This window comes from Acinetobacter sp. WU_MDCI_Abxe161 (assembly GCF_025514355.1).
Lineage (GTDB): Bacteria > Pseudomonadota > Gammaproteobacteria > Pseudomonadales > Moraxellaceae > Acinetobacter > Acinetobacter pittii_E.
In genome coordinates this window covers 133498-148504 of record NZ_JAHPTU010000002.1, presented here as the reverse complement: position 1 = coordinate 148504, position 15007 = coordinate 133498, and the positions used below count along the sequence as shown (strand labels likewise).

11 protein-coding genes are annotated in these 15007 nt (G+C 39.2%); 8 read left to right on the top strand and 3 right to left on the bottom strand.

Features of this window, described 5'->3' with window-relative positions; translation table 11 throughout:
* Positions 1-32: 32 nt before the first annotated feature.
* The 3 genes from KTI78_RS02535 to KTI78_RS02525 all read left to right on the top strand — a co-directional run bounded on the left by KTI78_RS02535 (position 33) and on the right by KTI78_RS02525 (position 2089).
* Positions 33-434 (top strand): YraN family protein, encoded by a 402-nt coding sequence (locus KTI78_RS02535; protein ID WP_224993171.1) that lies wholly within the window; start codon positions 33-35, stop codon positions 432-434.
* An 80-nt stretch (positions 435-514) separates the two neighbouring features.
* A complete protein-coding gene (locus tag KTI78_RS02530; RefSeq protein ID WP_016141852.1) occupies positions 515-1222 on the top strand; it encodes a BON domain-containing protein in 708 nt (235 codons plus the stop codon).
* A gap of 3 nt (positions 1223-1225) precedes the next feature.
* Entirely contained in the window at positions 1226-2089 is an 864-nt protein-coding gene (locus KTI78_RS02525; protein WP_262445091.1) for an alpha/beta hydrolase, read from the top strand.
* Between the two features lie 28 nt (positions 2090-2117).
* Here KTI78_RS02525 and nudC read toward each other — a convergent pair whose 3' ends face one another.
* From nudC to dnaQ, 3 genes are all read right to left on the bottom strand, one after another.
* A complete protein-coding gene (gene nudC, locus KTI78_RS02520; RefSeq protein ID WP_005070517.1) occupies positions 2118-2861 on the bottom strand; it encodes an NAD(+) diphosphatase in 744 nt (247 codons plus the stop codon).
* The gene (locus tag KTI78_RS02515; RefSeq protein ID WP_262445090.1) at positions 2861-4504 is read right to left on the bottom strand and encodes a chemotaxis protein; all 1644 of its coding nucleotides are present in this window, start codon (positions 4502-4504) and stop codon (positions 2861-2863) included. The genes nudC and KTI78_RS02515 overlap by 1 nt, the downstream gene beginning before the upstream one ends.
* Positions 4505-4634: 130 nt before the next feature.
* A complete protein-coding gene (gene dnaQ / locus KTI78_RS02510) occupies positions 4635-6017 on the bottom strand; it encodes a DNA polymerase III subunit epsilon (RefSeq protein ID WP_262445089.1) in 1383 nt (460 codons plus the stop codon).
* 233 nt (positions 6018-6250) lie between these two features.
* On the opposite strand from dnaQ, the gene KTI78_RS02505 reads away from it, so the two are divergent.
* Genes KTI78_RS02505 through KTI78_RS02485 form a run of 5 tightly spaced genes read left to right on the top strand, consistent with a single transcriptional unit; the run spans position 6251 to position 14984 of the window.
* Positions 6251-9469 (top strand): LysM peptidoglycan-binding domain-containing protein, encoded by a 3219-nt coding sequence (locus KTI78_RS02505; protein WP_224993176.1) that lies wholly within the window; start codon positions 6251-6253, stop codon positions 9467-9469.
* A 15-nt stretch (positions 9470-9484) separates the two neighbouring features.
* Positions 9485-11317, top strand: a complete 1833-nt coding sequence (locus KTI78_RS02500; protein ID WP_262445088.1) for an extracellular solute-binding protein — start codon at positions 9485-9487, stop codon at positions 11315-11317.
* Positions 11318-11351: 34 nt separating this feature from the next.
* Entirely contained in the window at positions 11352-12404 is a 1053-nt protein-coding gene (locus KTI78_RS02495; protein ID WP_262445087.1) for a microcin C ABC transporter permease YejB, read from the top strand.
* On the top strand, positions 12404-13414 hold the full coding sequence (locus KTI78_RS02490; RefSeq protein ID WP_262445086.1) for an ABC transporter permease: 1011 nt from the start codon (positions 12404-12406) through the stop codon (positions 13412-13414). The genes KTI78_RS02495 and KTI78_RS02490 overlap by 1 nt, the downstream gene beginning before the upstream one ends.
* Positions 13389-14984 carry an ABC transporter ATP-binding protein gene (locus tag KTI78_RS02485; RefSeq protein ID WP_262445085.1) on the top strand — a complete coding sequence of 532 codons (1596 nt, stop codon included), beginning with the start codon at positions 13389-13391 and terminating at the stop codon, positions 14982-14984. The genes KTI78_RS02490 and KTI78_RS02485 overlap by 26 nt, the downstream gene beginning before the upstream one ends.
* Positions 14985-15007: the final 23 nt, after the last annotated feature.

The window sequence follows — 15007 nt, the reverse complement described above, 5'->3', positions numbered from 1 at the left end:
GTGATGCTACTTTTAACTTGGGGAAGATAAAAATGTTATTAGCACAGCAGTTGGGTAAATGGGCAGAACAAACGGCATTAAACCTGTTACAAGCACAAAACTATGTGTGGGTGACCAGCAACTACCATTCACGCCGTGGTGAAGTAGACTTGATTGTTAAAAGAGGACAAGAACTGGTTTTTGTGGAGGTAAAGGCACGTACTATAGGAAATTATGGACAAGCTTGTGAAATGGTGACATGGACAAAGCGGAAGAAAATTATCAAAACTGCGATGCGTTTTTTACAGCGCTATCCATCTTATCAGGAATTTTATTGTCGTTTTGATGTGATTTGTTTTGATTTTCCACAGAAAATTGCAAAAACAGTACAGCAAGACTTTTCGAAATTCCATTATGATCTGCAATGGATCGAAAATGCATTTACTTTGGATTAAGAGTTCATTACTCTTTTGAGCAAATTTAAGTCTGATGCTTTATGATCAAGCCAAGAAAAGATTGATAGGAGTCTGGTGGAGTGTTAAACCGTATTGCTGTAACAATGCTTTGTGTCGCAAGTTTATCGGGTTGCGCAAGTTTTATTTCTGGTGGAACAGGCACAGCTCCAGTCGGAACAGATAGCGGTGTCCGCAGTCTGGGCCAAGTGTTCATTGACTCTTCAATTAAACGTACAGCAAATATCAACCTTTATAAACTTGATCAACGCTTTAAGCAGTCACGTATTAATATCGAAAGCTTCCACAGCACTGTTTTATTAACAGGACAAGTGCCAGACCCATATTTAAAACAATTGGCAGAAGATAATCTTAAAGCCATGAGCGATGTGAAAGCTGTACATAACTACATTACCGTTGGTAATAAAGTCAGCTACAACACGATTATGCAAGACGCGGGTGTAACTGCCAATACACGTGCGCTTTTAATGAAGGCACCTGTAGTTTCTGATAGTAAGGTTCTCGTACATACCGAAGACGGCGTACTTTATGTCATGGGACGTTTAAATACTGCTGAAATTAATGATTTGAATAGTGTCTTACAAAATGTGGGTAACGTAACTAAAATTGTTACTTTAATTGATAACGTTGACTTAGCGCCTGCACCAGCAGCGAGTACTGCAAGTGCAACGGCTACTCCGGTTATTAATAACGTCATTGCTCAACCAACAGTTCAAACTCCTGTTGCAATTGATCCTGACCAAACAGATCCAGCTTCGAATGCACAGTAATATATGAATCTGATTGAACAACTACAAAGCAAAATTGAACAGGCGCGAACTCTTTATAAAGAGTTCCGCCTTTATGATTTGGGGAGTTTTGTTTTAAACCGTTTTACGCCTAAAGATGGTTTTGAACAGGTTGCCAATGTCCGTTATGGTTTAAAACCGCGTCACCGTTTGGATATTTACCGATCTGTTAAAAAACTAGCACATCAGCCGCTTATCGTTTTTGTACATGGTGGTGCTTGGCAGCATGGTAATAAGCGAGATTATCTTTTTATTGGCGAAACATTTGCTAAAGAAGGTTATGACGTTGCAGTTATTAACTATCAATTAGCGCCTAAAAATATTTTTCCAAGTTTTGTTGATGACTTGACTCAGGCATTGAATTATTTACATCAAAACCAAGAAAAGCTGGAAATCTCTACAGAAAATATTGTACTTATGGGGCACTCGGCAGGGGCATTTAATGTCATGTCTGCTGTTTATCATCCAAAACCAAACCCTATTCAGTGTTTAGGCAATATTAAGGCAATTTTTGGTTTAGCCGGACCTTATCATTTTGATTATAAGGGTGACCCACTAGCTGAAGATGCTTTTGACCAAAGTATTTCTTATCAAGAGGTGATGCCATACTATTTCGTCAACCAAAATAGTATTAAACATTACTTGCTCATGGCTGAAAATGATCAGCTTGTCGGCAAAGAAAATACATTAGATTTGGATCGTGCATTAAGACAAAGTGGAAATCACAGCCATATCGCCGTGATTCCTAAAACTGGCCATATTACAATTTTAGCCAGTCTTTCTAGTTTTATTAGCCATTATTTCAGAACGAAAAGAACGATCTTACATTTTCTTGAAGAAGTGTTTTAAACGAAAGTCTCGTTTAAAACACAGCAGATTACCCAGCTTGGGTAATCTGCATAATCATTGAATGAGCAATACTTCCTTTAAATGGAATCTCAGGTAATTGATCAATTTTGAAGAATTGTGCATCTGCAATTTCTTCTTCTTGAAGCTTAATTTCACCCGACTCATATTCTGCCCGAAAAGCCACCATAAGGTTACTTGGGAATGGCCAAGGCTGACTTGACATATATTGAATATTTTTGAGTTTTAAACCGACTTCTTCGAAGGCTTCACGTTGTACTGCTTCTTCCAGTGTTTCACCCACCTCAACAAAACCTGCAATCAAACCATACATGTTGGTTTTATTGTGAACTGACTTCGCGAGTAAGATTTCATCATCACCACGAGTAATGACGGTAATAATGCAAGGGTTTACACGAGGGTATTGGTGATAGCGACAAGAAGGGCATACCATTGCATATTCGGTTGGATGAACTTCTGTCGGATGTCCACAGTGGCTACAAAATTTATGGTTACGTCGCCATTCAAGTAATTGAACAGCTCGGCTCGCTTGCAAAAACTGTTCTTTCGACCAACTGGTAATAAGCTGGCGAATTGGGACAAGTTGTAAACCTTCGGGAATAGGTTCCTCAGCAAGCAAGTCACGCGCAATGACCTGCTCATCATGAGTGAAAAGTAAATCACTTGCTAACTTTTCGACTTTGGGTAATTGAAGGTTCTGGTCAACCAGTAATTGTTGATGATGGAAAATATAAGCAAGTGATAATTCAGACATTAAGCTGCCTTTTTTTGAAGTTGTTGACTACTCGACAATGCTACATTAAACATGGATTGTAGAACAGGTTGTTTATTTTTTAAATTGTCAACTAACATGTCAATACCGGCTAATACGTTAAAAATACAGTGAATTTGGTCTGTATTAAAAGGCTGTTTTTGTTCAAGTTGCTCTTGAACAAATTGAGCAGTTTGGAGTAAAGCTTGTTGTTGAATCGTGCTTCCTAAAAATTCGGCTGCACCCGCTAACTCTTTTAACGAACCTGCAATTGCTTCAATATTTTGTGTTTGATCATTTGCATACAAAGTCAGACTTTGACAGATAAAATCAATTAAATTTTTTGTCTCAATAAGCAAGGCTTGGTGTGCTTCATCAAGACGATCTAAAGAAATATCCGTATTGTTCACATTAAGTTGTAAACGATTCGAGGTGAATTGACGTACTAAAATACCAATTGAGTTCATGGCCGACAAAATACTGTTCATCAGCTGCTGCGCATAGTTCTCATCACTTAAAATGTTAAGTTGACTTAAACTAGTAGCTTGCTGAGAAAGTGCAGATGAGGCGTCATCTAGATTAAGAAGTTTAAAGGTATAGGCCAGCTGTAAAAGGCTCGCTTGGAGTTGCTGTGCTTTTTCAGACGACATATTTTGATAGTTGTACTCAATATCGTTCCGCACCTTATTCATTTCATCCAAGATTAATTGGCTGACGGTGTGCATCGTGTCAAAGTCGGGACCAAAAAGATGGCGGCTGAGAACGAGTAACTGAGTGTCTGTTGGTGTTTCCTCACCTATATGAAGTTGGGTGCGAATATGGTGGGCAATCTCATCTTCTTGAGCAATGACAATACTTAAAACATCTGCAAGTGCAGCTAAATCAGGCTTGAAAGTTTCTGGATTTGCTAGGAACTGACCAATCTGACTTTCGATATTAATGAGTACACGTAGGCGTGAATCATTTAAAGGTAGGTCATCAATATGGTTAAAAGCATAATTGACGAGCTGCCAATATTGTTGGCTTGGCTGAGTGTTAGCCATGCTGAGCAAATAGGTTGCAATAAGTTTAAAGGCTTGAAAATTCTGAGCTGATGCTGTCTTTTTTAAAAATTGATGTAGAGATAATTTATAGAGTTGATGGATGAACTGAGTTTTTTCACTAATTAATATTTCAGGCGAAGGCAGTTCGAGCGAAGTATCTGCAAGTAAGGGAACAAGAGCCTGTCCTGATGTAGTCAGTGGTTTATTTAAAGCTAATTCTAAATTATTTAAGGTCGTAAGAAGAAACTGTGGAACTTGTATTTCGCGCAAACAGATAAATTCAATATAACGTTTTACCATAGTCGTGCCTTCGCTTAAGGCAACGACATCATCAGTATTAATTTGTGCTGGATTCGCAATAATTTTTTGCATCAACTCAGTTGAATATTGAGTGATTTTTGCAAGATAGGGGATATCAATTAAGCGTAGTACTTGAGTGCATTGCTTAAACTGTTCTAATGCATCATCAATACCAAAAGGGAGAGTTTGTTCTTCAATTAAGGTACTTACAGCACCTTCAACCAGTTTTATTGAACGATCAATTTCATGTTTAATGATGAGTAAGGCTGTTGGATCGAAATGAATCGACGTATGCTCAGACATAAACGTTCCCCTTTGCAAAAAAATCAATTGTTATATTCGTAGTGCTCATTAAATTGAGCTAAAAATCTATGCGACTAATATAACTTAACTTGCAAAGGGGAAAAGCTAAAAACACTAAAGAATCAAAAATTTATTTTGCAAAAAGGCAAGGTTCTCCGTGTTTTTCCTCATATTCTTTGACCCAAGTCTCATGTGTATTTAACTCTTCCTCAGAAGGGTAAATTACAGGAAGGTCAATTTGAACTCTGCTTCTATTGGTTGTTTGCTGGCTATTTTCACTCTGAGATAAGGCATCTATATCAAAAGAAACCTGACCACCAGTCATTGCTAAATAAACATCAGCAAGAATTTCAGCATCGAGTAATGCGCCGTGGAAAGTACGGTCACGTGCCGGAATTTCATAACGTCTTACGAGCGCATCAAGAGAGTTTTTTTGCCCTGGATGTTTGTTCTTCGCTAAAGCTAAAGTATCCGTTACCTCACATACTTCAGAAAGCGCAGGAAGTCCTGCGCGTTTAAACTCCATATCAAGGAAGTTCATATCGAAGGTTGCGTTATGGGCAATAATCTCTGCACCTTTGAGATAATCAAACAAGGTGTCTGCAATATCCGCATAGAGCGGTTTATCTTTTAAGAAATCATCACTGATCCCGTGGACGTTTTCTGAATCTCCCACTGGTTTTTGTGGGTTAATATAAATATGAATTGAGCTACCCGTAAGCTTACGGTTAATCATCTCAATCGCGCCCACCTCAATAATACGGTCGCCATCTTGGAAATAAAAACCAGTGGTTTCCGTATCGAGAATCAGTTGGCGAGGACCTTGTAATTTTAATTTGGCTTCGGTCACAACGATTTGAGGATGAATATTTTTGGTTAGCTGCTTACTTTCTTGCTCGGCAGTTTCAACTTCGATAACTTCTTCTTCATCTTCAATAATCATCTCAACTTCTTCAGTTGCCTCAAGGTGAATATTTTCCTCTTCAGTTACTTCTGCCAGATCAAATCCGAAAGGGTCGTCTAGTAACCAGTCCTGTTCAGGCTTTTTTATATCTTGCGGTACAGTGGCAGGCTGTGGTTGCTTGAGTTCTTTAGCAGTTTTGTCTGCACCTAAATTAGCTAACTGGTCTGCCATTTCATTGCCCGGATGTCCTGCATGGCCTTTAATCCAGTTCCATTCTATATTTCTACCTGCACAGACAGCATCTAATTTCTGCCAAAGGTCAGGATTTTTTACATCTTTCCAGTTTTTCTTTTTCCAGCCATGAATCCACTCAGTAATACCTTGCTTCACATAATTTGAATCTGTCCAGATAATTAAGTGAGCATCGGCTGGGCAAAATGAAACACCTTCAATGGCAGCAGTGAGTTCCATACGGTTATTGGTCGTATCAGGCTCACCACCAAATAATTTATGTTCACCCTGCTCAGTAATGACATATGCGCCCCAACCACCTAAACCCGGATTGCCACGACATGCACCATCAACATACAGTGTGATTGTTTGAGACATAAATCGAAACCTAAACTAAAAGAAAAAGAACTGAATATGGTGTATTGTATACGCAAAAAGTTCGGTTCCATCGTATCAAAGCAAGGTTTTTTTAATTTCTTGTAACATTTCCATGCAAATGACATTAAATTATTGCCTTGTCTATCTTGCATGCTTTACTACAATGGCATCGAAGACCCAGGGTTTGTGGGCAGACCCCAAAAAAATATTACGCGAGTTGTTTGGAAGTTTTTATGTATAAACCAACCACATTTGTGTGGCAGCCATCTGCAGCATCATTGTTCAAAATTACCGTACTTAGCTCTGCGTTAGCTGCGTTGGGTATTACAACAGGCTGTTCATCGACTCCGCAATCTGCAAAAACCTCAAAATCAAAACAGGTCAGTGGTGCAGGTTATTTAGATGCGAGTAGTCTTGATTCGTTGGAAGACTTACTTTCAGCAACTGATATGCGTGCTGTAGAGGGTGACCGTCTGCTTATTTTAAAGCACGGTGATGTCTGGAAGCGTATGTCTGTGGGGTTCAAAATGGATCTGAACCATTGGGATTCACGTATTGAAGCTCAGCGTAGTTGGTTTATTTCTCGTCAGCCTTACCTTGATCGATTAAGTGCCCGCGCAAGTCGTTATTTATATCATACAGTTAAAGAAGCTGAACGCCGCGGATTGCCGACAGAACTTGCATTATTACCTGTAATTGAAAGTTCATATGACCCAGCTGCAACAAGTAGTGCAGCTGCAGCAGGTCTATGGCAGTTTATTCCGAGTACTGGTCGTATTTATGGCTTAAAGCAAACAGGTACGTATGATGGGCGTCGAGATGTTGTTGAGTCGACCCGTGCAGCGTATGAGTTTTTAGGAAGCTTATATAACCAATTCGGTTCTTGGGAACTCGCTTTAGCAGCCTATAACGCAGGTCCTGGACGTATTCAACAGGCGATTAACCGAAATCAGGCAGCTGGTCTACCAACAGATTATTGGTCATTAAAATTACCTCAAGAGACCATGAATTATGTTCCGCGTTTCTTGGCTGTTGCCCAAATTATTAAAAACCCAAAAGCTTACGGTATTTCTTTACCACCAATTGCAAATAGACCCCATTTCCGTGAAGTGACTTTATCTGCGCCTTTATCTTTAAGCGAAATTGCTTCTGTAGCTGGATTAAGTCGTTCGGAACTCTATGCCTTAAACCCGGGATATCGTGGTGAAATGGTGGACCCTGCAAGTCCAATGCGTATCTTGATTCCAGCAGATTTAAGTCCTTCAATTGACAATAAATTAAAACGTCTTAAATCGGGTGGTGGTTCAGGCTGGTGGGCAAACGCGACTTCACCATCTAAGCCAGATGTAAATGCTTCAACCTCGGTAACAATTAAGACAACACCTGCAAATCAGGTTCAACCTGTTAAACCGTCAACACCTACTAAAACAACAAGCAGCTCTAGCACAGTAAAAACTTCAACACCTCGCGGGTCTGATGCTTTAGCCGCGTTTGCAGCTTCAGCTGATGTACCGAGTGCTCCACGTATTCCTGTCGCTGTGACACCAGCGGCAAACATTAAGCAAGTGAAGACGGAGCCACCAATCTCGGCTGCAGAGCGTGAGAAGATTTTAGCGGCAGTTCGAGCTGAAGGTGAGAAAGAGACAGTTCAGCAAGCTTTAGAACCACAGCCAACACAGGCTGAAAAAGATCAGGTGGTTGCTGAGTTGAAAGCTCTTGCCCCGCAAGGAACAGAAATTGTTGATCCTTATGACGGCAAAATTAAGTTAACTGCGATTCAAACGAGCCAATCGGTTGCAGAGCAACAAGGTAAAGAAGTAAGTAAAGGTTTTGCATATCCAAAAACTTTAGCTGAAGACGTGACCGTAGCTAACTCTGAAGATGGCCAGCGCAATAAAGATAAGCCTTACATTAAAACTGATACAGATGTAGTGGTTGTGCAGCCTAAAGGCAAACGTAGTACCTATACAGTTTTACCGGGTGATACTTTAGCCGTTATCGCGATGAAAAACGGCGTAAACTGGCGCGATGTTGCGAAGTGGAACCAGATTGACCCTGAAAAAACGCTATATGTTGGTTCAACGCTTTATCTTTATGACGCTAAGCCACAAGAAACTCAAACGACTTCGAAAAGCACAGCTAAACCTGATGTATATGTTGTTCAGGCTAACGATAGCTTAAGTGGTGTCGCCAACCAGTTTAATTTGTCAGTAAGACAATTGGCTGAATATAATGATTTATCAGTGACAGATGGCTTATTTGTAGGGCAAAAACTACAGTTAAAAGAACCAAAGAATAGCCGCTCAAGTACTAAAGCCGAGCCAAAAGCAGTTCAGGCAAGTGCAAAACGTATAGCAACTAAGAGCTATACTGTGAAGCGTGGTGAATACCTGAAATTAATTGCAGATCGTTATGCGCTCTCGAATCAGGAACTTGCTGAGTTAACCCCAGGTTTAACGGCAGGTAGTAATTTGTTGGTCGGCCAAAAAATTAATGTGCCTACACAAGATATTACTGTAGATGAAGTAGCTGAAACTAAGACCTCTACTAAAACTGAGAAAGCGTCAGCAAATGTTTCTTATAAAACAGAAGGCTATAAAGTACAACGTGGTGATACTTTATCGAGTATTGCAACCAAATCAAAAATTAGCCTAGCTGAGTTAGCCGAGTTAAATAACTTAAAAGCAAATAGCCATGTACAGCTTGGTCAAACTTTAAAAGTACCAGCAGGCTTAAGTGTTCCTGAACAATACGTTGTACAGTCTGGTGATAGTTTAAATGCGATTGCGAGTAAATATAATTTACAAACAAGCTATTTGGCTGACTTAAATGGTTTGTCTCGTACGGCTGGCTTACGCGCTGGTCAACGCTTAAAACTCACAGGTACAGTGGAAGAAGAAGAACCAAGCAAAGCTTCTAAAAATACCAAAGAAGAAACACCAGAAACTTATACAGTCAAATCTGGTGATAGCTTAGGTAATATCGCTAACCGCTACCATTTACAGTTGGACTACCTTGCTTCATTAAATGGTCTTTCACGTACCAGTAGCGTTCGTGTAGGGCAACGTTTAAAGCTAACAGGTGATGTACCTACAGTAGAAACAGCTAAAGTAGATACTAAGTCTTCAACTAAAACAGTTGCGGCTGGTAAAAATACTGAAAGATATACTGTGAAATCTGGTGAGTCTTTAAATAGTATTGCGAGCCGTGCAGGTATTTCAGTGCGCGAACTTGCTGAAATGAATGCATTAAAAGCGAATGCTAATTTACAGCGCGGCCAGAATATTGTGATTCCAAAAACTGTTGTGGAATACAAAGTGAAGCGTGGTGATACATTAATTGGCCTTGCTAGCAAATATGGTTTAGAAACCAATTTCTTGGCTGAGCTGAATAATTTAACGCCTTCTACTCAGCTTCGCATTGGTGATGTAATTAAAGTGCCTAATTTATAAAATAATTAGCAACTTATGCATAAATCATCTTTTCAACTGAGCCTGCTAGTCGGGCTCAGTGTCATTTCGCATGCAGTTTTTTCTGCACAGCAAACCACCTCATATATAGCGATTCATTCCAAGCCTAAATATTTGGGAATGATGGCTATGCCATATGCAAACCCTAACGCTCCGAAAGGTGGTTTGTTAAGTCAGGCAGCCCAAGGAACTTTTGATAACCTCAATAGTATGAATGGGAAAGGGAATACGACGGAAGGTGTTAATTATCTTTTTGATACTCTAATGACGCAGTCGTTAGATGAGGTCGGGGTTTTATATCCACTTTTGGCACAGAAAGTGAGTTATGACTCAGAAAAAACGCAGTCTGTTACTTTCTATTTAAACCCTAAGGCTCGTTTTAGTAATGGACAGCCAGTCACTGCGGCAGATGTTAAATTTAGTTTTGATGCTTATCAGACGAAGTCAAATTTAGGTTTACAGATGTACCTTGCTGATTTGGCAAAAACAGATGTGATCAATGCTCATCAAGTAAAGTTTAGTTTTAAATCTACGCACAACCCTAAAATGCCATTCATTTTGGCAACCTTACCCATTTATTCAAAAGCAGATTGGCAAACAAGAGATTTTAGCCGAATTACTTTACAACCAATTATTGGCTCGGGACCGTATGTAGTTGAACGAATCGATCCGGGTAGAAGCATTAGTTATAAAAGAAACCCAAATTATTGGGCAAAAGATTTGCCTATTAATAAAGGACGTTATAATTTTGACCGATTAAAATATGTTTATTATCGAAATTGGGATATTGCTTTTGAAGGATTTAAATCTGGGCAATACACTTTGCATGAAGAGACTAATCCTAAAAAATGGGTAACAGATTATCGTTTTCCAGCCGTAAAAGCGGGACTGGTTACTCAATATAAGTTTCGTCACCACAACCCGATTGCCACTGAAAGCTATGTGTTTAACACACGACGAAAACCTTTAAATGATATTCGTTTTAGACAAGCCTTAACCTATGCCTATGACTTTGAATGGCAAAATAAAGCTTTGTTTTATGGACAATATCAACGTCTACAAAGTTATTTTGAAAATAGTGAATTAGCAGCAACGGGTCGACCTTCAAAAACTGAATTAGAGTTATTAAAACCGTTATTGCCTAAGTTATCTCCACTCATGCAGCAAGGTGTTTTAGCAAACTGGAAATACCCAGTTTCAGATGCGAGTGGGTTTAACCGTCAGAATTTGTTAACTGCACGGCAATTACTGATACAAGCTGGCTACAAAGTTAAAGAAGGACAGCTATTTATACCTGAAGGGAAAAAAGTTCAGCTTGAGTTTTTGATTCAGCAAGATGGTAAACAACGAACACTCATGCCTTTTATTCGTAACTTAAAAAAGTTAGGTATTGCGGTTAATTTGCGTCAGGTTGATGCACCGCAATATTTAGAACGGACTCGCCGTTACGATTTTGACATGACCACGATGAACCTGCCGCAATCTCTCAATCCGGGCAATGAACAATCTCAATTTTGGGGAAGTGTAGCCGCAGCTCAGGATGGGAATTACAATTATGCGGGAATCCGCAATCCAGTAATTGATCAAGTGATTTCAAAACTTGTTGTGAGTAAGAGCCGTGAACAACAGATTATTTATACTCGCATTCTCGATCGATTGCTTAGAGCTGGATATTATCAAATCCCGACTTATGGTAAAGGTGAAAACTGGTATGCTTATTGGAATATGTATCAACAACCTAAAGTTAAACCAGCACTTTCTTCTGGGATAGAATATTGGTGGAGTGATGCAAATAAAGCCAAAAAAGTTGCCAAATATTTACATCAATAATAAAAAGCATCTGCCATAAAGGAAATCCTGTTATATGGGTTCATATATTCTCAAGCGACTTCTTTTAATAATTCCCACATTATTCGTCATTTTATTGATTAATTTTGTGGTTGTGCAAATTGCACCGGGTGGACCAGTTGAGCAAGCAATACATCAGGCACAAAGCGATTTGGGAATTGGTCGTGCATTGAGTGCAGAAACTTATTATCAAGGTGCCCAAGGTTTAAGCCCTGAAATGGTTGAGCAAATTAAGGCACAATATGGTTTTGATCGTTCTGCTCCTGAACGGTTTTTCTTAATGTTAAAAGGCTATTTAACTTTAGATTTTGGACAAAGTTTCTTTAAAGATAAACCTGTTGTGCAATTGTTATGGGAAAAAATGCCTGTTTCTATTTCACTTGGGCTGGTGAGTACTTTGCTCATTTACCTCATTTCTATTCCGCTGGGAATAAAAAAAGCAAGGCAGCAGGGCTCTTGGTTTGATCGCTCCACTTCATTAATCCTCGTAGTAGGATATGCTGTACCAAGTTTTGTATTTGCCATTTTGTTAGTTGTTTTTTTTGCAGGTGGCTCTTATTTTCAATGGTTTCCATTACAAAATTTAGTCTCAGATAACTTTCATCAACTGAGTCTTTGGGGCAAAGTTACTGATTACTTATGGCATATGACTCTGCCACTGATTACTATGGTATTAGGCGGTTTTGCCAGTTTAACTTATTTAACTAAATACTCATTTTTAGAAGAACTCAATAAACCCTACGTTTTGGCAGCCTATGCAAAAGGTCTGAATAGCCAACAGGTGTTATATAAACATGTCTTTCGTAATGCCATTTTAGTTGTGCTTGCCGGGTTGCCAGAAGTGTTAGCGGGTATTTTCTTTGTAGGTAACCTGTTTGTAGAAATTATCTTTCATTTGGATGGGGTGGGTTTGTTGGGCTTTGAAGCCCTTGTTCAGCGCGACTATCCGGTTATTTTTGGTGTCTTATTTTTCTTTACTTTATTTAGCCTAATTTTACGTCTCGTTTGTGATGTGTTGTATCAATGGATTGATCCTCGAATTCATTTTGACGCACATGGAGGCAAATAATGTCTTTAATTGTGCGGACTCGATTACAGCGTTTTAGACAGCATAAATTGGGCTGGGCCAGCTTTATTTTATTTAGTCTGATTTTAGTTTTGTCATTAGCTGCGGAGTTGATCGCTAACGATAAACCACTGTTAGTGAAGTATGAAGGTTCTTACTATTTGCCTGTGCTAAAAACATATCCAGAAACCACGTTTGGTGGTGTGTTTGAAACAGAAGCTGATTATAAAGACCCCGCCGTACAAGCACTTATTGAGGCTAAAGGTTGGACAGTTTGGCCACTCGTTAAGTTTTCTTATCAAACGCCCAATTTAGACTTGGCCGTTCCGGTGCCATCACCACCCTCCAAACAAAACTGGTTAGGAACAGATGATCAGGGCAGGGATGTTTTTGCCCGTATTCTTTATGGCTTAAGAGTGTCGTTGCTTTTTGGTTTAGCCTTAACCTTTTGTTCCGCTTTATTTGGAATTACCGTTGGCGCCATTCAAGGTTACTACGGTGGCTGGGTCGATTTATTAGGACAACGATTGATTGAAGTCTGGAATGGCTTACCCATGCTTTTTATGGTCATGATTTTAGTCAGTATGTTTGTGCCAAACGTATATTGGCTATTTTTCATTATGTTGTTTTTTGGCTGGACCGTTTTGGTGGGCATCGTTAGAGCAGAGTTTTTGAAAGCTCGCCAGCTAGATTATGTTCGTGCAGCCCAAGTATTGGGAGTGACTGATCGCGCGATTATTTTTAGGCATATTTTGCCAAATGCGATAAGCTCGAGTTTATCGCAATTACCATTTATTTTAACGACTAATATTAGCGCTTTAACTGCTCTTGATTTTTTAGGGTATGGTTTGCCACCCGATGCAGCTTCATTAGGCGAGTTATTGCTACAAGGTAAAAATAACTTAGATGCACCATGGCTAGCAATTTCAGGATTTTTTAGTCTGGCAATTGTTCTTTCACTTTTAATTTATATTGGGGAGGCGGCCCGTGATGCGTTTGACCCAAGAAAATAATTTAAACAACGTTTCAACATTATTAAAGGTAAAGCATCTTGCAGTTCAAACCAAAGCTCACAAGGTTTTATTGGATGACCTGAATTTCCACTTAAATGAAGGGGAAACACTTGCTATTGTGGGTGAAAGTGGTTCAGGTAAATCGATGAGCTGCTTAGCAATAATGGGGTTGCTACAAGAAAAATTAGAAATAACAGGTCAGGTCTGGATTGGCTCACAAAACATGCTTGAGTTAAATGAGAGAGCTCAATCAAATTTACGTGGTCGCCAAATCGCTATGATTTTTCAGGAGCCTGCTACTGCATTAAATCCGCTTCATCGTGTTGAAAAAATTATAGGGGAAAACCTTATATTATCGGGTTTCTCAAAACTTGAAATTCGACAAAAAATAGTTGAACTGCTTAAAGATGTGGGAATTGTTGAACCAGAGCAAATTTTAAAACGTTATCCGCATGAGCTTTCTGGGGGACAAAGACAACGTGTCATGATTGCGATGACATTGGCGTTTCAGCCTAAAATTTTAATTGCTGATGAGCCTACTACTGCATTGGACGTGGTTTTACAGATACAGATTTTAGAGCTATTAAAATCTTTGCAAAGCAAATATGGAATGGCACTTATTTTAATTAGCCATGACCTAAATTTAGTACATCGCTATGCTGAGAAACTTATTGTATTGCAAAGTGGGCGTGTAGTAGAAGAAGGTGAACTGAGCCAAATTTTTACAAACCCTAAAACAGTTTATACAGCACAGTTATTAGATCATGATTTTGGAAGTGTAGAGCCTAAATCCGCTCAACAAAACGTTTTATCAGTACAGCACCTCAGCGTACAGTTTCCAATAAGAAAAGGAATTTTAAATCGTATTCAAGGATATTTCACCGCAATAGAAGATTTGAGTTTTGACCTTGCTCTAGGTGAATCGCTTGGGGTGGTTGGTGAAAGTGGTGCTGGTAAGTCATCTTTAGCCTTCGCTTTGGTTCAGCTTATTCAGAGTAAAGGGCAGATTGTTTTTTTAGGGCAAGATTTGAATCAGCTACAGCCAAAAGTGCTACGGTTGATGAGATCAGATTTTCAACTTGTTTTCCAAGACCCATTTGGCAGTTTAAACCCGCGTATGACAGTAGGGCAGATTATTGCTGAAGGGTTAAAGTTAAAAGCTGTGAATGAAAAAGAGATAAAGCAGCAAGTTGAATCTGTATTGGTAAAGGTTGAATTGGCTGAAGATTTTCAACATCGTTATCCTCATGAACTTTCAGGTGGACAACGTCAACGCGTGGCTTTAGCTAGAGCTTTGGTGGTTCAGCCTAAACTTTTAATTTTGGATGAACCTACCTCTGCCTTAGATCGGACCACGCAAAAAGCTATGATCAAGTTGTTGAGACAATTACAGCAAACCGAGCAGTTAAGTTATATTTTTATTAGTCATGATCTCAATATAGTGAAAGCACTGTGCCATAAAGTGATGGTATTACGTCATGCAAAAGTTGTTGAATATCAGGAAACTGAACTCCTATTTTCTAAGCCTCAAACTAAATATACCAAACAATTAATTAGATCATCTCTTTAAAAAAAATATCTTAATTAATTGTT